The 17,967-nt window shown below is 58.7% G+C and carries 16 protein-coding genes; 6 read left to right on the top strand and 10 right to left on the bottom strand.

The window, feature by feature from the left end:
- Positions 1-22 precede the first annotated feature (22 nt).
- Both ACTNBB_RS05505 and ACTNBB_RS05500 read right to left on the bottom strand, forming a co-directional pair.
- The gene (locus ACTNBB_RS05505; protein ID WP_441057148.1) at positions 23-919 is read right to left on the bottom strand and encodes a DUF4097 family beta strand repeat-containing protein; all 897 of its coding nucleotides are present in this window, start codon (positions 917-919) and stop codon (positions 23-25) included.
- Positions 919-1,635 (bottom strand): helix-turn-helix domain-containing protein, encoded by a 717-nt coding sequence (locus tag ACTNBB_RS05500; protein ID WP_441057146.1) that lies wholly within the window; start codon positions 1,633-1,635, stop codon positions 919-921. Before ACTNBB_RS05500 ends, ACTNBB_RS05505 begins: the two co-directional genes overlap by 1 nt.
- A 267-nt stretch (positions 1,636-1,902) precedes the next feature.
- Between ACTNBB_RS05500 and ACTNBB_RS05495 the strand changes: the two genes are divergently transcribed.
- The 3 genes from ACTNBB_RS05495 (at position 1,903) to ACTNBB_RS05485 (ending at position 6,725) form a co-directional block, all read left to right on the top strand.
- Positions 1,903-2,775: a class I SAM-dependent methyltransferase gene (locus tag ACTNBB_RS05495; RefSeq protein WP_441057144.1), complete on the top strand. Its 873-nt coding sequence runs from the start codon at positions 1,903-1,905 to the stop codon at positions 2,773-2,775.
- Between the two features lie 119 nt (positions 2,776-2,894).
- Positions 2,895-3,776: a tRNA (guanine(46)-N(7))-methyltransferase TrmB gene (trmB, locus tag ACTNBB_RS05490; RefSeq protein WP_441057142.1), complete on the top strand. Its 882-nt coding sequence runs from the start codon at positions 2,895-2,897 to the stop codon at positions 3,774-3,776.
- Positions 3,777-4,043: 267 nt separating this feature from the next.
- Positions 4,044-6,725: a DEAD/DEAH box helicase gene (locus ACTNBB_RS05485; protein WP_441057140.1), complete on the top strand. Its 2,682-nt coding sequence runs from the start codon at positions 4,044-4,046 to the stop codon at positions 6,723-6,725.
- Positions 6,726-6,804: 79 nt separating this feature from the next.
- Here the strand turns inward: ACTNBB_RS05485 and ACTNBB_RS05480 are convergent, their stop codons facing one another.
- The 6 genes from ACTNBB_RS05480 to ACTNBB_RS05455 all read right to left on the bottom strand — a co-directional run bounded on the left by ACTNBB_RS05480 (position 6,805) and on the right by ACTNBB_RS05455 (position 11,929).
- Entirely contained in the window at positions 6,805-8,562 is a 1,758-nt protein-coding gene (locus ACTNBB_RS05480; protein ID WP_441057138.1) for a DUF2130 domain-containing protein, read from the bottom strand.
- Between the two features lie 150 nt (positions 8,563-8,712).
- Entirely contained in the window at positions 8,713-9,258 is a 546-nt protein-coding gene (locus tag ACTNBB_RS05475) for a metallophosphoesterase (protein ID WP_441038956.1), read from the bottom strand.
- A 66-nt stretch (positions 9,259-9,324) separates the two neighbouring features.
- Positions 9,325-9,504, bottom strand: a complete 180-nt coding sequence (locus ACTNBB_RS05470; RefSeq protein WP_441057136.1) for a hypothetical protein — start codon at positions 9,502-9,504, stop codon at positions 9,325-9,327.
- A gap of 17 nt (positions 9,505-9,521) precedes the next feature.
- On the bottom strand, positions 9,522-9,848 hold the full coding sequence (locus tag ACTNBB_RS05465; protein WP_117655201.1) for an HIRAN domain-containing protein: 327 nt from the start codon (positions 9,846-9,848) through the stop codon (positions 9,522-9,524).
- Positions 9,849-9,971: 123 nt separating this feature from the next.
- Positions 9,972-11,351 (bottom strand): aldehyde dehydrogenase, encoded by a 1,380-nt coding sequence (locus ACTNBB_RS05460; RefSeq protein ID WP_441044878.1) that lies wholly within the window; start codon positions 11,349-11,351, stop codon positions 9,972-9,974.
- An 8-nt stretch (positions 11,352-11,359) separates the two neighbouring features.
- On the bottom strand, positions 11,360-11,929 hold the full coding sequence (locus ACTNBB_RS05455; RefSeq protein WP_441057134.1) for an iron-containing alcohol dehydrogenase: 570 nt from the start codon (positions 11,927-11,929) through the stop codon (positions 11,360-11,362).
- Positions 11,930-12,281: 352 nt separating this feature from the next.
- On the opposite strand from ACTNBB_RS05455, the gene ACTNBB_RS05450 reads away from it, so the two are divergent.
- A complete protein-coding gene (locus tag ACTNBB_RS05450) occupies positions 12,282-12,842 on the top strand; it encodes a ferritin family protein (protein WP_154517090.1) in 561 nt (186 codons plus the stop codon).
- 249 nt (positions 12,843-13,091) lie between these two features.
- Here ACTNBB_RS05450 and ACTNBB_RS05445 read toward each other — a convergent pair whose 3' ends face one another.
- Together ACTNBB_RS05445 and pdxR are read right to left on the bottom strand one after the other, a co-directional pair.
- Positions 13,092-13,964, bottom strand: a complete 873-nt coding sequence (locus tag ACTNBB_RS05445; RefSeq protein WP_441057132.1) for a hypothetical protein — start codon at positions 13,962-13,964, stop codon at positions 13,092-13,094.
- A gap of 547 nt (positions 13,965-14,511) precedes the next feature.
- Positions 14,512-15,942 carry a MocR-like pyridoxine biosynthesis transcription factor PdxR gene (gene pdxR, locus ACTNBB_RS05440; protein ID WP_441057130.1) on the bottom strand — a complete coding sequence of 477 codons (1,431 nt, stop codon included), beginning with the start codon at positions 15,940-15,942 and terminating at the stop codon, positions 14,512-14,514.
- Positions 15,943-16,087: 145 nt separating this feature from the next.
- On the opposite strand from pdxR, the gene pdxS reads away from it, so the two are divergent.
- Positions 16,088-16,978 (top strand): pyridoxal 5'-phosphate synthase lyase subunit PdxS, encoded by an 891-nt coding sequence (pdxS, locus tag ACTNBB_RS05435; RefSeq protein WP_441057128.1) that lies wholly within the window; start codon positions 16,088-16,090, stop codon positions 16,976-16,978.
- Between the two features lie 20 nt (positions 16,979-16,998).
- On the top strand, positions 16,999-17,586 hold the full coding sequence (gene pdxT, locus ACTNBB_RS05430) for a pyridoxal 5'-phosphate synthase glutaminase subunit PdxT (RefSeq protein WP_441057126.1): 588 nt from the start codon (positions 16,999-17,001) through the stop codon (positions 17,584-17,586).
- Positions 17,587-17,967: the final 381 nt, after the last annotated feature.

The raw sequence follows: 17,967 nt of genomic DNA, 5'->3' as shown, positions 1-17,967 counted from the left end.
CTTGCGGACCAGCCCGCAGCCATCACTCCGAATCAAACGACATGTCGCCCAAACCGACCTCAAAGCGATATGTGGCGGACTTGTCACCGTTATCGAACTCAAGATTCGAAACCATCTCACCGTCATAGCTATCCGGAAGGAAATCGCTCTCGAAGTCGCCACATCCCACGGTGAGGCTCGCCTTAAAGCCCGTAGAGTTCGGAACCGTCATCTCCACATCGCCCGTGCCCACACTCACGTCCATCGACTTCGCGGGGGCCTGGTAGAGCTCGAACGTCACATCGCCCGAACCGACCTCAGCGCTGAGCGCATCAGTCACGCTGCCCGAAAACTCTACATCTCCCGCACCCAGGAAAAGGTCGAAACCATCACAGATGACACCGGCAATCTGCAGATCACCCGAGCCCACGTGCGCGTTGACTCCCTTCAAATGTTCGGCAACACGGCGTGGCAGCTCAACCGTAACTGAGCGATCGATTGCCTTACCGTCATCACTTCCAAACTGGGAAACCTTGAGCGTCGAGTCCTCGACGGATGCGATGTTTTGCGTCGCGGCCTTGGAGGCATCCATACCCTCGGCAACGCGCCCCCGCTCTATAACGCGAGCCTTGTTGCCATCAACAACCTTGACGTCCACCGAAGCCGCATTGATATCGAAATCGAGGTAGCGGAACTCATCGGCATCAAAAGTCGCACTCGAAAGTTGCTGAGGCCGAGCGGAATAGTTACCGCTATTCAAGGAATCGTCCTCGTCAAACATATCGTCAAAATCAGACAAATGGCCAGATAGAATACCGGTCGTACGCACCATATCGGAATGAGCCAATAGCCGCGAAATGCCAAAGACAAGCCCAATGATAAGCACAAACGCTCCGACGCCAACGCCCAAGCGTACCTTGGATTCATGCGAAAGCTTCATCATTCATCACCCTCTTTGGCAATCGGCTCAGCGGTGGTCGCGGTAGCCACATCAGTATCAACCGCAGCGGAAACATTCTGAGCCCTAGCCGTCACCGATGCCGGACCAACCTGAATATCACCGCGCGCCCAATCGCCATCGAGCGCACGCGCCACCCAGTGATAGATGGGAATCGTAAAGAAGATCAGCGCGGCAAAGGGGCCGGCGCCAAACGGGAACATCAGCAAAAAGAACAGCAGCCAGCACACGGCCCAATACGGGAACGACTGGAACGGGCCCTTCACCGGAGTCGAGCCAACTGCGCCGCCACTCGTCGCCTGCGCCGTAGCAGCATTGGCGGCCTGCGCACTCCAGCTTGCCGCTTGCGCCGCCTTGGCCGCAGCATCACTCGCCTGTGTTGCCGCCTCGGTGGCACGTGCCGCCGCCTCATGGGTGCGGGCGCGCTCCGCGGCCTCGGCCTCGCGCTGACGGGCGCGGTCCTCGTTCTCAAACTCGATATCGTCCTCGATCTCGTCGCTCGGATTGAGCAGCTCGTCCAGGCTCACGCCATAGAGCTTGGCGAGCGAGATCAGGTTCTCGGTATCGGGCGAGCTCTCTGCGCGTTCCCATTTGCTGACCGCTTGGCGCGACAGTCCCAGCTTTCGCGCCAGCCCTTCTTGGCTAAAGCCTTTGCTGCGGCGAAGGTCGGCGAGCCGCTGCGCAGTTTCTACATTCATGGTTCCTCCTATGTGATGCCAGCCGTGCCGCCGGACCGTTTTTGTTCTTAAGGCGCCTTGCACAGTTAAAAATCTATCCGCCACCGCCAAAAGCATGCCACCTATTCTAGTGAGATTTTTGACAACCGGCGGTTGCGGGTGCATATGAGCTGCGGAAATGTGTCCAAACAAAGCAATGGCACCTAGCTTGGTTGTCCCCGTTGCGGCGTTAACGGTAGTATGGTCGTACTGTTAATTTCGCACCGCCAACGGAGGGAGTCCCGCGCCGTGAACCGCGATTTCGCCTCATCGCTCATCCAGCTCAACAACACGTTCTATCGCGAGCACTCCGCCTCCTTTTCCGATACGCGTCAGGCCCCGTGGCCCGGCTGGGTACGCACCATGGATATCGCGCTCGAGCAGCTCGACGTCGCCACAATCGAGCATCCCGTCCGCGTCTTTGACCTTGCCTGCGGCAATATGCGATTCGAGAACTTTGCCGCCGGCGGCGCACTTGCCGCCAAGGGCGTCGACGGCGCAAACTCCTCGGCAGATGCCAGCTGCCCGTTTGAGTTCTATGGCGTCGACTCGTGCCAAGACCTGGCCATCGATGCACGCGGTCACGCCCTGCGCATTCCCAACCTGCACTTCCAGGAACTCGACGTGCTCGATGCCCTCATGAAGCTCAACCCCGCCGAGACACCCGACGTGCTTTTCGACGCCCCGCTCGCCGACATCTCGGTCTGCTTTGGCTTTATGCACCACGTGCCGTCGTGCGAATACCGCGTGCGCGTGCTCGACGCCCTGGTGCGCCAGACGCGCCCGGGCGGCATCATCGCCATTAGCTTTTGGGAGTTCATGAACGACGAGCGCATGGCGCGCAAGGCCGTTCGCGCCGAGGCCCGTGCCGAGCTCACCCCGCCGTTTGAGGGTTACGATTCAGCGCAGTTTGAAGCCGGCGACCACCTCATTGGCTGGCAAAACGACCGCCATGCTTACCGCTATTGCCACCACTTTGACGATCAGCAGATCACCGACTTGGTGCGCGGCGTGCGCACGTTCTACAAGAGCGGCGAGGTCCCCGTACGCGAGCTTGAGCGCTTCCATGCCGACGGTCGCAGTGGCGAGCTCAACCGCTACGTGATTCTCAAGCGCCTGTAGGCACCGACGAGCCGCCGACGAGCCGCACCGCGTCTTTCGGGCAAGCTATGCCTACCCTTTTTTCAACCCATTGACGGAACGCGCAGCTAAGCGTTCCATACTTATGACCAAGGAGCCTCATGGGAGCCGTCCACGTTCGCACGCCTAAGAACTTTGTGCTCGAAGAGCGCCTGGAGCGCTACGCCGATGCGATTGAGACGAACCCTGAAATCTATGCCGGAGATTGGCGCGAGGCCTGTGCGCCCGCAGGCAGCAAGTCTTTCGAACACCTTCACCTGGATCTTGGCTGCGGCAAGGGAACGTACCTTGTAGAGCGCGCGGCCCAGGAGCCAAACACGCTCTTTATCGGCATGGACCAGGAGCCCATCTGCATCGCCTATGCCGCACAGAAAATCTGCGAGCAGGAACTGACCAACGCACTCGTCCTGCCCCGAGGCGCCGCATCGTTGCCGCAGCTGTTTGCCACGGGCGAGCTCGATGCCATCACCATCAACTTTCCCACGCCGCAGCCTAAGGCCAAGTACGCCAAAAAACGACTCGTCCATGTCGACCATCTGATGCTCTACCGCCCGCTTTTTTCAGCCGGCGCCACCGTCACGCTGCGCACCGACAGCAAGCCATTGCGCGACTACGCCCTGGGGCAGTTTGCCGCGGCCGGCTACGACACACTATGGGTAAGTGACGACGTTCGCCGCGACCATCCCGAGCATCCCGAGACCGAATACGAGCGCCGCACGCGCGAGATGGGTGCCGCCGTCTATGGCATTTGCGCCACTCCCGACGCGCTGCCCAGCGACGAACAGCTCACGGCGGGCCGCGCGCAGGAGCAAAGCCTTGCGTGCTACCTGCCCGACAATCTCGATGAGCTCACCTACGTGCCCCTCGGCATGGAAGAGGCCGTCGAGAACTTTAAAAACCGCGCCCGCAAGGGCAAGAAGCGCTTACCGCAGGAGTCCCAGGGGCCTCTGATGGTCGCGGCTTCGGCAAACAAGCGCAAATAGGCGCCAGCAAACGACCCTCAAATCTAAGTGAGTAGACTTTTTTGCAATAGCCAAGCACAACCCGCATAACCAATACTAAAACCGCAGGTAGAGCCTTTGCGCAAAAGCCATGTGCTCGCGATATTGCAAAAAGTCTACTCACTTAGCTGGCAACCGCACCAAACAGCTGGGCAGAACGCCCATTTCCTGCATTTTCTTGCCTGCGAACGCATCGATGCGACGCTACGCCATAATAGTTGGCGGACAATCGCGAGAGAAAGCAAACACATGGCACAGACCACGACAGATACCGCCGCCAGCACCGTCTCCGGTGCCGGCGCCGCCAGCTCGTTCTCGGGCGGCACGGGAACCGAAGCCGAGTTTGGCTCGCTCGGCGCGCTCTCTCCCACCTGGTGGGAGCCCGAGGACGGCAGCGAGCCCGAACCATGGCTCACGCCCGATCAGGCCTTCGAACGCTTCTTTGAATGGACGAGCGACCGTGGCATTGAGCTGTGGGATCACCAAGAAGAGGCCCTCATGGACCTGGCCGCCGGCGATCACGTCATTTTAGGCACACCGACCGGATCGGGTAAATCGCTCGTCGCACTGGGCATGCTCTTTATGGGCATGGCTCAGGGCAAGCGCTGCTATTACACGGCCCCCATCAAAGCCCTGGTCAGCGAAAAGTTCTTCGACCTGGTACAGGTACTCGGCCGCGATAACGTCGGCATGATCACCGGCGATACGCATATCAATACCAAGGCGCCCGTCATCTGCTGCACGGCCGAAATCCTTGCCAACGATGCGCTGCGCGAGGGCGAGGGCGCCGACGTGGGCTGCGTGGCCATGGACGAGTTCCACTACTTTGCCGACCCCGACCGCGGCTGGGCCTGGCAGGTACCGCTGCTCACCCTGCCCCACACGCAGTTTATGCTCATGAGCGCCACGCTCGGCGATGTCACCGCGATCGCCGCCTCGCTCGAGGAGCACACCGGCGCTGCTTGCGACTTGGTTGTCGATGCCCCGCGTCCTGTTCCGCTGAGCTACGACTATGTGACGACCTCCCTCGAGGGCACGGTCGAGCTCGCGATGCGCCGCGGCGAGGCCCCGCTCTATATTGTGCACTTTAGCCAGGATGCCGCCCTTGCGACGGCACAGTCGCTCGCCAATTTTGGCATCGCCAGCAAGGAGCAGCGCGAAGCCATCAAAGAAGCGGCAAAGGGAACGAGCTTCTCCACGGCCTTTGGCAAGATTCTCAAGCGCCTGCTTGGATGCGGCGTCGGCGTGCACCATGCTGGCATGTTGCCGCGCTATCGCCTGCTGGTCGAGCGCTTGGCGCAGCAGGGCCTGCTGCCCGTCATCTGCGGTACCGATACGCTCGGCGTCGGCATCAACGTGCCCATCCACACCGTGGTGCTCACCGCGCTCACCAAGTTCGATGGTTACAAAATGCGTCGTCTGCGCGCCCGCGAGTTCCATCAAATTGCCGGTCGCGCCGGTCGCTCGGGCTTCGATACCGAGGGCATGGTAATCGCCGAGGCACCCGAGCACGAGATCGAGAATGCCAAGCTTATGGCCAAGGCGGGCGACGACCCCAAAAAACTCCGTAAGATTAAAAAGAAAAAGGCCCCCGAGGGCTTTGTCTCATGGAACAAGCAAACTTTTGAGCGCCTGATCGAGACGCAACCCGAAACACTCAAGCCACGCCTGCGCATCACGCACTCTATGGTGATTAGTGTGGTCGAGCAGGGCGGCAATGCCCGAGCCCGCGTACACGACCTCATCGAGACAAGCCTGCAGACCCCCGAAGAGAAGGCCAAGCTTGAGGTTCGCGCCGACGAGATCTTCGCCACGCTCATCGACTCCGGCGTCGTCGTGCGCACCGAGGTGCCGCCCGCACCCGACGCTCCGGCTGACGCCGCGCCGGACATCGACTACGCGCTGACGGTCGACCTGCCCGAGGACTTTGCGCTCGACCAGCCGCTCTCGCCGTTTTTGCTTGCCGCGCTGGAGCTGCTCGACCCCGAAAGTGAGACCTATACCATGGACCTCATTTCGATGGTCGAGGCCACGCTCGAGGACCCCAAGCAGGTATTGCGCGCACAGGAGCGCGCCGCACGCGATCGCGCTATGGCCGAGATGAAGGCCGACGGCATCGAGTATGAGGAACGCTTGGAGCGCATTCAAGACGTCACGTACGAAAAGCCGCTCGAGGATTTGCTCGACGCCGCTTTTGACAAGTACTGCCAGGAAGTGCCCTGGGCAAACGACTACCAGCTCTCTCCCAAGAGTGTCCTGCGCGATATGCTGGAAAGCGCGAGCGATTTTAAGGGTTACATTCAAAAGCTCGGCATCGCCCGCTCCGAGGGCATTTTGCTTCGCTACCTGGCAGAGGCCTACCGTTCGCTCGACCGCACCGTACCCATCGAGAAGCGCGACGAGCGCCTGCGCGACATTATCTCGTGGCTGGGCTTTGTGGTGCGCTCGGTGGACTCGAGCCTGGTGGACGAGTGGGAGAACGCCGGCAACCCGGCAGCCCTCGATGCCGCGCCGCCACAGGGCATCGACGAGGTCGTGGCGGACCGCCGCGGCTGCACGCTGCTGGTGCGCAATGCGCTCTTCCGCCGCGTGACCCTTGCCGCCCGTGAGCACGTTCGCGACCTGGGCGAGCTCGACGACGACTGGGGCATGAGCGAGATCCGCTGGCAAAAGGCCCTCGATGCCTACCATGAACAGCACGAGGAAATCCTCACCGACGGAGATGCCCGCAGCGCCGCGATGTTTTCCATCGATGAGTCCGACGAGAAGACCGCGCACGTATGGCACGTGCACCAGATCTTTGCCGACGAGGACGGCGACCACGACTTTGGCATCATGGGCGATGTCGATCTGGACGCCACGCAAGACGGCGGTGAAGTCATCTTCAAAAACTACCGCGTCGGCTTTATCGAAGACCTGCTCGAGGACTAGTCGAACATACTGGAACGAAACGAAGCGGGGCCGTTGGCAATATCGCCAGCGGCCCCGTTTTTGCACTATACGCTATGCCTTACTCGGTATCCTTGACCTCATACGAATCCGCCTCGGCTGGCTCATCGTTTGTCTCTGGCGCAGCCCCGCGCGCCTCGTCAAACGCCGCCTTCATGGTCTTGTTGCCCCACGTGAGCTTGCGAATGGTAAGATCGTCGGCCTTCTTGTTGGCTAGGCGCAGATTGTTCTCGGAGGACAGCAATGCCTCCTTGGTTTTCTGCAGATGGCTAATCGTCTTGTCGATCTCATCGATTGCCGTTTGGAACTTGCGGCTCGCGATCTCGTAGTTGCGACCGAAATCATTCTTGAACTTCTCCATCTTGGCTTCGAAGTTCGTGACGTCGATATTCTGCTGTTTGTACTCCGCTAGCTCCTGCTTATAGCGCAGTGAGCCCATGGCGGCGTTGCGAAGGAGCGTGATCATGGGAATGAAAAACTGCGGGCGAATCACGTACATCTTCTCGTAGCGATAGCTCACGTCGACTATCCCTACGTTATAGAGCTCGCTCTCGGGCTCGAGCAGCGTGCAGAGCACCGCGTACTCGCAGCCTTTCTGGCGACGATCGTGATCGAGTTTCTTAAAGAAGTCCTCGTTTTTATGCTTGGTCGCGGTCTCGTCGTTCTCGTTTTTCATCTCGAACATAATCGAAATGACCTCGTTGCCGCTCGCGTCGCACTCGCGGAAGATAAAGTCGCCCTTGGTACCCTCGGACGCATCGTTATCCTTCTCGAAGTACGCGTTGGGAAATGCCGTCATGCGCAGACGGTTAAACTCGGTTTCGCAATGCTGCTCGAGCGACTCGCCCACCATCTTGGTGGACAGACGGACCTTCATGTCCTTAAGGCGCTCGATCTCTTCATCCTTGTAGCGAATCAGGTCATCGCTCGCGCGCTTGGCCTGCGCAAGCTCGAGCTCGTGTGCCGCCTTGGCCTGTTCCTCGCGAGAATCGCGCACCGCCAGCTCGCTCGTCAGTTTGGCACGCGCCTCATCGCGCTCTCGCTCCGCCGCGGCGACCGCCTTCGACAGCTCCATTTTTGCAGAAAGTTCTTGCTCACGAAGCTGTGCACGAAGGCCCTCGGCCTCGCGCTCAGACTGAGCCTTTGCGGCGGAAAACCTCTCTTGTACCTTCGCGCGATAGTCAGCAAGCGCGCGCTCGGCCTCGCTGCGAGCGGCATCGAGCTCACGCTGCGACTCTGCCGCGGCAGCGGCAAGCGCCATCTCCTGGGCCTTGTCCGCCGCGGCAAGCCTGGCCTGCAGCTCGGCAATCTGAGCATCACGTGCAGCTAAATCGTTTTGAGCGGCATTGCGCGCCGCCGACTCGACGAGCTTGGCTTCGTCATCTTTGCGCTCCAGCTGCGCACGCAAATTGTCAATCTCGCGCTGGAGTTCGGCATTCTCCTTTTGAGCGTTGGCTCGTGCCTCTACCGCCGCGCGCTGGCTTGCACTCTCGCGCTCTGCGGCAGCGCCCTCGAGCTTGGCACGCAGCTCGGCGAGCTCAGCATCGCGCTTGGCAACCTCTTGTGCCAGCTGTTGAGCTGCAGCGTTCTTCTGCTCGGTAAGCTGAGCGTTGCGCTGGGACTCTGCCTCTTGCAAGGCAGCCATCGAACGCGAGCGCTCAAGCTCCAGCGCTTGCTCGCCCTCGCGCTGGACCGCCTTCACACGCTCATCCAGGTCGCGCGAAAACTCGGCATCGCGCACTTGCTTGACGATATCCGCATAGCCGGACGCGTCGACCTTAAAAACTTCGCCACAATGCGGGCACTTGATCTCGTTCATAGCAGCTCCTCGATAGACGCAAATTTCAACCGCCTACACTCTACCGCGCCGCACGGACAAAAAAGGCGCCGCCGCCATAATGGCAACGGCGCCAGAACCACCACAAAGGTGTCTGTCCCCTTTGTGGCGGTTTGTGTGACGGTTCGAGAATTACAATCCAAAGAAGCCTAGGATTTGGTCACGGCTTACGGGCTTGTACTCGTTGGCATCGAGGCCGACATCGTAGCGAAAGATAGGACGTTCGCGATCGCGGTTGCGCGTATTGGTGCGGTCTCCCCTGCTGTGGATATGCCCGTGCAGCATGATGGCGCCACGTGCCTTGCCATTCCAGCTGAGCATGGGGTAGTGGCTCATAACCAGACGATGACCCTTGGCATAGCCGGGGGCAATCTCCAGGTAATCACGCACGTCTTCCCAAATCTGCGGCACGTCGGGATCTTCCCAGTCGCCGTCATGGTTACCACGGATGAGCGTCACGTTCTGGCATTCGATGCGCTCGCGCAGGCGCACGGCATCCGCTAGGGGCAGACGATAGGTAAAGTCACCCAGAATATAGAGGCGGTCATCCGCAGCCACGCACTCATTGATGACATCGATGACCTTGCGGTTCATCTCCTCAACCGAGCCAAACGGTCGGTCCATGTCGTGCAAGATATTCGTATCGCCCAGGTGCAGGTCGGCGGTAAACCACATCATCGTCTCAGTCCTCATTTCGCAACGCGTCCAACTCGTGCTAAGTATACAGACGCAGCGATGCGGCAGTTACCCAAAGAGCCCACCAAACAGTCCGCGACGGCGCTTGTCTTTCTTTTTCGACGCATCACCCTGAGTTTTCTTGTCCTGTCGCATCTTACGGTCCTGCTCCAGCTCATCGTCGTCGAGTAGCGTATCCCACTCAAACGGATCGTCCGTCAGATCGAACAGGTCGTCGTCATCAAACATGGCCGCCCCATTGCCGACTAGCGGGCATCCACCACATAGAGGCCAACGCGCACCTGGTGCCACGGGCTACGCTCGGGGGCAACCTGCTGCACGCGGGCCTCAAATACGTCCTCATGGCCGTAATACATCATCAAGGACAGCGGACCGACCTCGTTTCCCGGAACATAGCCAAGCTTGGTGTTGCCGTAGTAGATCGCAACCGCCTCGGGATCATGGGGATTATCGCGCTCGGCGCACAGCGTCAGTTTATCGCCCGCTTTAAGATCGCCCAGGACCAAAGCGCCGTCGGCATACTGAAATCCCGCAATGTGAAACGACAGAAGAACACGTGAAGGCTCGTACATAGCAACTCCCCTAACGGCCGGATAAAACGGCGTTTAACCTTACCGAGAAGTCTACGGGTCCGTGCGGACACAAATTCATCCTGTCTGCGTCTTTTCGACCGTTTGTCCCTACGCCATCTGATTTTAATGCACAAACATGCGCACGAATTTGTGCTTCCAGTTTGCGTAAGGGGCATAGCGGAATGGCACGTCCAGCCACGTTGCCTTGTTCACGATGCTCTTCTTGTGGCTAAACGTATCGAAGCTCTCGCGTCCATGGTACTGCCCCATACCGCTCGCTCCCATGCCGCCAAAGCCCATATGGCTCGTAGCCAGATGCATGATCGTGTCGTTGACGCAACCGCCACCAAAGGGCACGTAACGCACAAAGCGCTGCTGAACCTCACGGTCCTGGCTAAAGATATACAGGGCCAGCGGCGTCGGACGATCCGTAATAAACGTCTCGGCCTCGTCTAGGCTCTCAAACGTCAGCACCGGCAAGATGGGACCGAAAATCTCCTCCTGCATCACGGCGTCATCGGGGGCCACGCCGTCCAAAATTGTCGGCTCAATCTTGAGCGAAGCCTCGCGCGCAGCACCTCCAAGCACGACCTTATCGGAATCGATTAGCCCGTGCACGCGCGCAAAATGCTTGGCATTGACGATATGCCCGTAATCCTCGTTGTCGAGCGGATGCTCGCCAAACATACGGCGCACCTCTTCCTTGATGAGGCCCAGCAACTCGTCGTGCACGCGCGTATCGACCAGCAGGTAGTCGGGCGCCACACAGGTCTGCCCCACGTTGAGCCATTTACCAAAGGCGATACGCCGTGCCGCGACCTTCAAGTTTGCCGTCGCATCCACGATGCAGGGACTCTTTCCACCCAGCTCAAGCGTCACGGGCGTAAGGTTTTTACTTGCGCGCTCCATGACGAGCTTGCCGACCGGAACGCTACCGGTAAAGAAGATCTTGTCCCAGCACTCATCGAGCAGCGCTTCGTTCTCGGCGCGCCCGCCCTCGACAACTGTCACCAGGCACGGATCAAATGCCTCTTCGCAGATCTGCTTGAGCACCGCACTCGATGCCGGAGCATAGGCGCTCGGCTTGATGACCACGGTATTGCCCGCGGCAAGGGCGCCGGCGAGCGGCTCGAGCGTTAGCAAAAACGGGTAGTTCCACGGGGCCATGATGAGCGTGACGCCATAGGGCACGGCTTGCGTCTTGCACACACTCACGGCGTTGGCAAGGTCGCACGGACGCAGGCGCGGACGACTCCATCGAGCCACATGTGCGATCTGATGACGAATCTCGGAAAGCGACGTGCCGATCTCGCACATATACGCCTCGTCATGCGACTTTCCCAAATCGGTCTTGAGCGCATGGGCAATATCGGCCTCGTGGGCCCGCACCGCATCGCGTAAACTCACGAGCGCACGACGTCGAGCATCGACATCAAACGTGGCGTGCGTCTTAAAGTAGACGCGCTGGTCTCCGACGATGCGCGCAATTTCCTCGGTATTCATGGACCCTCCTAGTTCTCGCCCTCAAACATACCACCCGCGTCAACCTCGTACATGCGCATCAGCTCCAAACGGTCCATCAAAAGTGGAACGGGGTACAGCGGATTGGCCTCGGCATCGGCATGCGCCGCCATCTCGGGAATGTCGGAGCGGCGAATGCCCGTCACATATTTGGGAATGTCCAAGGCGGCGTTCATTCGATCGACCCAATCGATAAAGGCCTCGACGGCATGCGTCAGGGCGCCCATGCCCGTCTGCCCCGTAATGGAGGCGGGCAGACCTCGCGTGAACTCGGGGTCGTACACCACAAAGCGCGGGATAAGCACAAAGTCGTTAATGGGGTACTTGTAGTGCGTCTCGTCATCGGTGATAACCGCCGCGAGCGTAACTTCGCTTCCCGTGCCGGCGGTAGTGGGAACCGCAATAAGCAGCGGCAGGAGACGGTGGACGCGCAGCAGGCCGCGCATCTTGTTGATGGGCTTGTTTGGCTGTGCGATGCGTGCTCCCACGCCCTTGGCACAGTCCATGGCCGAGCCACCGCCAAAGCCGATAATGGCCTGGCAGGCGCTCTCTCTCAGCATGCTCCAGAATGCGTGGCTCGGTATAGGGCAGTACCGGCAATGCGATGCGAAAACCGTTTGATACGTTCGGCACCAGGCGCAGCGGGCTAGATGCATAAAGGAAACTCCCTCATTTGTTGATTGGTCAACATTTGTTCGACCGATTGTACTCATCAGAGGTCGCAGGCGGCCTGCCAATCGTTAATCAATCAACATCTTCATCTCTTAAAATTGTTTTATCAAAAATCATTCCTAATAGGCTTCACATTTTGTTGCATTTATGGATAATAGAACTCGTCAAGACGCACGTCCGGAGAGGGCCCTTACGGGATCGGACAAGCGCCCCATCGCCATCCATCGAAAGGATCGAATCATGAAATTTGTTTGCCCCGTTTGCGGTTATGTGGAAGAGTTCGACGGCGACCAGCTGCCCGAGGATTTTAAGTGCCCCCAGTGCGGCGTTCCCGGTTCTCGTTTCCTGAAGCAGGAGGAGGGCAAGCTCGAGTGGGCTGCCGAGCACGTCGTGGGCGTCGCCAAGATGGAGGGCGTCTCCGAGGACATCGTTGCCGACCTGCGCGCCAACTTTGAGGGCGAGTGCTCTGAGGTCGGTATGTACCTGGCCATGGCTCGCGTCGCCCATCGCGAGGGCTATCCCGAGATCGGCCTATACTGGGAGAAGGCTGCCCACGAGGAGGCCGAGCACGCCGCCAAGTTCGCCGAGCTCCTGGGCGAGGTCGTGACCGACTCCACCAAGAAGAACCTCGAGATGCGCGTTGAGGCCGAGAACGGCGCCACCGCCGGCAAGACCGATCTTGCCAAGCGTGCCAAGGCCGCTGGCCTCGATGCCATCCACGATACCGTGCACGAGATGGCTCGCGACGAGGCCCGCCACGGCAAGGCTTTCGCCGGCCTGCTCAAGCGCTACTTTGGCTAAGCCAACCGCCTGAGAGATAATCTCTAACTTTAAAGGGCCCGAACCGCATGGTTCGGGCTTTTTTCGTGTCTCATGAACTCGTTAACGCCCTGAAATAGGGCCACTTTCGGCATCGACTTCTCGTCAAAAACTAAGTGAGTAGACTTTTTGGAACTTGCCGAGCAGACCATCCATATTGCTCTATAAAGCCGCAGGTAAATGACTTGTTGCAAAACGGCCTGGTCGCCATCACGCCAAAAGTCTACTCACTTAGATCCGCGCCGTCCACGATCGAGCTGTTTTGTGTCCAATGGACATCTTTCCGTCGATTACTCCCAATTTTGTCCAGTCAACGAATAGTTCAGACCGGAGTAATGCCTCAGCCCTTTGCTCATCCGAGCTTTTATAGCGATATTCAACATCGAGCATCCTGCATACGGCCTTAACGATCGCACGGAATCTGTCCTCATCGGATATCTGTCCGTGTGTCAGGAGAAGCACGTCGTAGCCCATGGCTTGAAGCGCCGTCATGCGGTCAGCGTCACGCAAGCCATCCCCCGCGCGCCCGTGCGAGGCCTTTCCCTGGCATTCAATAGCCACCTGTCGCCTCCCGTCCGGCGAAGAAAGGAGTAGGTCGATATATACGCTGGTCTTTCCTACAATCGCTCGAGCACTTGTGCTTAGCACCACTTTGACATTGAGCTCTATGCCGCAAAACCCTTCGCCTCCCAGGGCTCGCGGCAGTCCAAGCAACAAATACGCCTCGACCTCAAAAGGCGAAGCGGCACCCATTGGAACGAGTTGCGACACCGCCATAAATCGATTGCCGTAACGCATCCCGCAAACATCTGAACAAAAACGGTCAAGGTCCCCATCCAAAACCAAAGCGTCGCGACGCCATAAATTTGAGGCGGCGCCGCCCTCGGACGGGCAGCGCACCCAACCCAACGTTGTCGAAATCGCACCCGAATCAATTGCATGCGAAAGCTCCGCCTCAAGTGCCGCCGGCAGGGCACATACCGCAAACAAGCCGCACATCTCCGACAATACCAGAAGAAGTTGGAGATCCGTCAGATGTCGAGACATGATAAATGCCGTCAGTAGAGGAGACGTGACCAAAAATCCATGTTCCGTTTCCAGCACGGATTCCCTGGGGAGTTCACCAAGAAACAGCCGCTGCCTAATGTTGGCAGGGCAAGTCCGTTTGTTTCTCGTCCGAACCAATGTATACAACGGAAAACCGAGCGCGACCGCAGCCGTCGGGTTGCGGACGAGGTCATATCGCTGCCGGTCTTCATCCGGCCGCGGAAGCGGAGGACACAAAGCGCGGACTTGAGGGGGCAAACGCCAGTACCTAAAAGCCGATATGTCACAAAGTAGATCCTTCATAGGCACAGGAAAGCACGAATTTCAACCCAGTCGGTCTCTCATTGGCGCGAACGCACCAAAAATGGCTCCGAACGAACTGCAAGGTTTTCAACAGCCCTCCCCAACTGGCCAAAAGCTTACCGAGAACTGGACGAAGCCCTGTTGAAAACCCCATTTTTTTTCTCATGCGGAAGCTTTGCGCGGCAAGTGAGTAGTCTTTTTGGGACATCCCGAGCAGACCGATGATCCCACTTCTCAAAACCACAGGTAGATAGCTTGTTACAAAACTGTCTGGTCGCCAAAGTGCCAAAAGTCTACTCACTTAGGTTACAGAGTGCCCCATTAGCTGCGATTCCAGGGTATTAAGCACCTCCGGACTCAGGTCGTCATACTGGACAAGAATTTGAGTTGAGTTTTCAGGGACAGATGCGCCATCGGCACACCAATAACAGTTACTGATATCGATAAAAGGGATGCTCGAGCGCGTGAGGGCCTGCGCAAAAGAGCTTCCGCCCGTTCCCCGCTCCGCAACCACGGTGCAGTAAAGACCTGCGTCTGCATGCTCGATCGAAACCTCTTCTGCTGGAAACGCATTCCGTACAAGCGCCGCCAGGCCATCACGCGCCTCACGAGCACGAACGCGCACGCGGTTCACATGTCGCTCGTAATCACCCGATTCCAGCAAACGAGCCAAAGCGACCTGGTCGACAGAGCTCACCGACGAGGCGTAGAAACCAAGGTTGCACCTAAACCGCTCCATCAGCTCATCGGGCAACACCATGTACGCTAGACGCAACGCCGATGAAAGGCTCTTTGAAAACGTGTTGGTGTAGATAACCGATTGAGCGGCATCGATCGAAGCAAGCGCGGGAATCGGCTTGCCGGCCAGACGAAACTCGCAATCAAAGTCATCTTCGATGAGATATCGACCTGGTCGCTCGGCGGCCCAGCTCAGCAGCGCATAGCGACGCGCAATGCTCGTCACAAGGCCGGTCGGATACTGATGGGACGGCATCAGGTGAAGGACATCGGTCCCCGTTTTCTGCAGAGCGCTCAAGTCTACGCCCTCATCATCCAACGGGATATGTCGAACTTTGCAACCCATAGCCTGATAGATGCGCGTCAGGCGCAAATAGCCCGGGTCCTCAACGGCATACACCTTGTCGGCGCCAAGCAACTGAACCAACATGGTATCGAGCAGCTGGGCGCCTGCGCCGATAACAACGTTGTTGGGGTCGACATTCATACCCCTTGTCCCGCGCAGATGGTGGGCAATTGCGCGTCGTAGCCGAGTGGTGCCCTGTGCCGGCGCGGTCGAAAAGATTTCGCGCTCGTCTTCGGATGCCAGCGTCGCCCGCAGCGCGCTTTGCCAAAGCCGCGCCGCCTCCAAAGCAGAAGGAGAAAGTGCATCGAATCGCTCGACCTGTCCGTTGACATCATGCGCGCCGGAACCCGCAGAGACGGCATCCCGGTCGATGCCCTCTGCAGCCGAAGCCAAAACCGGTGCATCCGGAAGCTCGCAAGCGTAGTAGCCACGACGCGGCATTGAGCAAATATAGCCCTCGGCAAGTAACTGGCTATATGCATTCTCGATGGTAATGACACTGATTCCCAGATGATTGGCAAAGGCGCGCTTAGACGGAAGATGCTCCCCCGCCGCAATGCGTCCAGCAACGATATCATCTCGAATTTGCTGGTAAATATACTCATAGAGCGATGCGTCGCCGCGTTTTTCCAAATTGTAGTCAAGCATGAGTTTATCACCTGACCTTATTGAGTCATTCAATCTGGTATTAGTCTGACCTTATTATTATCTCTAAAACTGAGTATTTCGCCATACCCAGCTCCCCGATAGGATGTTCCGTCAAGCAATGCACATGCCAACCAAGGGAGCAACCATGGCAGAACAGACCAGCAAGGCAGATCGCGTCAAACTCAATCGCGAGCTCGCGCATATGCTCAAGGGCGGCGTCATCATGGACGTCACCACGCCCGAGCAGGCACGCATCGCCGAAGAGGCGGGCGCCTGCGCCGTCATGGCACTCGAGCGCATCCCGGCCGACATCCGTGCCGCAGGCGGCGTCTCACGCATAAGCGACCCCAAGATGATCAAGGGTATCCAAGAGGCCGTCTCCATCCCCGTTATGGCCAAGTGCCGCATCGGCCACATTGTCGAGGCGCAGGTCCTGCAGGCCATCGAGATCGATTACATCGACGAGTCCGAGGTTCTCTCCCCTGCCGACGACGTCTATCACATCGACAAGACCCAGTTTGACGTGCCGTTTGTCTGCGGCACCCGCGATCTGGGCGAGGCGCTGCGCCGTGTTGCCGAGGGCGCCACGATGATTCGCACCAAGGGTGAGCCGGGTACGGGCGATGTCGTCCAGGCCGTGCGTCACATGCGCAAGATCCAAAAGCAGATCCGCGACGTTGTTGCCCTGCGCGATGACGAGCTCTTTGAGGCAGCCAAGCAACTGCAGGTTCCGGTCGAGCTGGTGCGCGAGGTCCACGCCACGGGCAAGCTTCCCGTCGTGAACTTTGCCGCCGGCGGCGTAGCGACCCCCGCCGACGCCGCGCTGATGATGCAGCTGGGCGCCGAGGGCGTCTTTGTGGGATCGGGCATCTTTAAGAGCGGCAACCCGGCCAAGCGCGCCGCCGCCATCGTCAAGGCCGTGGCAAACTTCACCGATGCCAAACTCATCGCCGAGCTTTCGGAGGACCTGGGCGAGGCCATGGTGGGCATCAACGCCGACGAGATCGAGATTATCATGGAGGAGCGCGGGCGCTAGTCCGGCAGAAAGGATCGCCCATGAGCGATTACTCAGACCAAACGGTCGCCGTGCTGGCGGTCCAAGGCGCTTTTGCCGAGCACGAAGCAAGACTATCCGAGCTGGGCGCACACTGTATTGAGCTGAGGCAGGCGGCCGATTTGCAGCAGAACTTTGACCGTCTGGTACTTCCCGGCGGCGAGTCCACCGTTCAGGGCAAGCTACTTGCCGAACTCGATATGCTCGAGGATCTACGTACCCGCATTGTTGAAGGCATGCCTGTACTGGGAACTTGTGCCGGTCTGATTCTGTTGGCGCGCGACCTTGCCGCCCACGATGACAAGGGAACACCGCGCTTGGCAACCATGGATATACTCGTTGAGCGCAATGCCTATGGCAGGCAGCTCGGCAGTTTTCGCACCAAGGGGCAGGTAGACGGTATCGACGGTGAAGTGCCGTTAACGTTTATCCGCGCACCCCGCATCGTCGAGGTGCACGGCAATGCCGAGGCCCTAGCCGAAGTCGATGGCCGCATCGTCGCCGCCCGTCAAGACAATCAGCTCGGCGTTACCTTCCACCCCGAGCTCGACGACGACACCCGCCTCCACGAGCTCTTCCTCCAAATGTAGGCAGAAAACAAACGAATGTGGATTTTCGGACGCATAGCAAATGAGAGTGGAAATCTCCCACTTTGAGCTTGGATGCAAGCTCAAACCGGGAGATTATCCACTCTCATACTATGTAGTCGTTGGGGACGGTGTTAAACCAAATTTTAAACAAAAACTTACCCAACCACTAAAATTCCCTTTTACGCCCCCGTTGGCCCCGATAATACCGCCCAAAAAAAACATTTCCCTTTTTGGCAGGTTTGGATCAAGGCAACGCCGATGTTTTGGCAACGACAGACACTATGACCCAATCCGAGGGCACTAAAAAGATAGGAGCCCCCGCTCGTGACCGCGGGTCGGGGCTGCGACAATGATGTTGAAGTGCCATAGGCGCAGCCGCGC

Origin of the sequence: Collinsella sp. HCP28S3_B9 (assembly GCF_052066095.1) — a bacterium.
In the GTDB taxonomy this organism is placed as follows: Bacteria; Actinomycetota; Coriobacteriia; order Coriobacteriales; family Coriobacteriaceae; genus Collinsella.
This window is presented reverse-complemented; position numbering and strand designations above follow the sequence as displayed.

Coding starts and splice junctions, on each gene's coding strand:
- ACTNBB_RS05460 (WP_441044878.1), bottom strand. CDS start 11,351: ATGAATACCGAGGAAATTGCGCGCATCGTCGGAGACCAGCGCGTCTAC.
- pdxS (WP_441057128.1), top strand. CDS start 16,088: ATGGCAGAACAGACCAGCAAGGCAGATCGCGTCAAACTCAATCGCGAG.
- ACTNBB_RS05450 (WP_154517090.1), top strand. CDS start 12,282: ATGAAATTTGTTTGCCCCGTTTGCGGTTATGTGGAAGAGTTCGACGGC.
- ACTNBB_RS05505 (WP_441057148.1), bottom strand. CDS start 919: ATGAAGCTTTCGCATGAATCCAAGGTACGCTTGGGCGTTGGCGTCGGA.
- trmB (WP_441057142.1), top strand. CDS start 2,895: ATGGGAGCCGTCCACGTTCGCACGCCTAAGAACTTTGTGCTCGAAGAG.
- ACTNBB_RS05455 (WP_441057134.1), bottom strand. CDS start 11,929: ATGCTGAGAGAGAGCGCCTGCCAGGCCATTATCGGCTTTGGCGGTGGC.
- ACTNBB_RS05485 (WP_441057140.1), top strand. CDS start 4,044: ATGGCACAGACCACGACAGATACCGCCGCCAGCACCGTCTCCGGTGCC.
- ACTNBB_RS05480 (WP_441057138.1), bottom strand. CDS start 8,562: ATGAACGAGATCAAGTGCCCGCATTGTGGCGAAGTTTTTAAGGTCGAC.
- pdxR (WP_441057130.1), bottom strand. CDS start 15,942: ATGCTTGACTACAATTTGGAAAAACGCGGCGACGCATCGCTCTATGAG.
- ACTNBB_RS05500 (WP_441057146.1), bottom strand. CDS start 1,635: ATGAATGTAGAAACTGCGCAGCGGCTCGCCGACCTTCGCCGCAGCAAA.
- ACTNBB_RS05470 (WP_441057136.1), bottom strand. CDS start 9,504: ATGTTTGATGACGACGACCTGTTCGATCTGACGGACGATCCGTTTGAG.
- ACTNBB_RS05475 (WP_441038956.1), bottom strand. CDS start 9,258: ATGATGTGGTTTACCGCCGACCTGCACCTGGGCGATACGAATATCTTG.
- ACTNBB_RS05465 (WP_117655201.1), bottom strand. CDS start 9,848: ATGTACGAGCCTTCACGTGTTCTTCTGTCGTTTCACATTGCGGGATTT.
- pdxT (WP_441057126.1), top strand. CDS start 16,999: ATGAGCGATTACTCAGACCAAACGGTCGCCGTGCTGGCGGTCCAAGGC.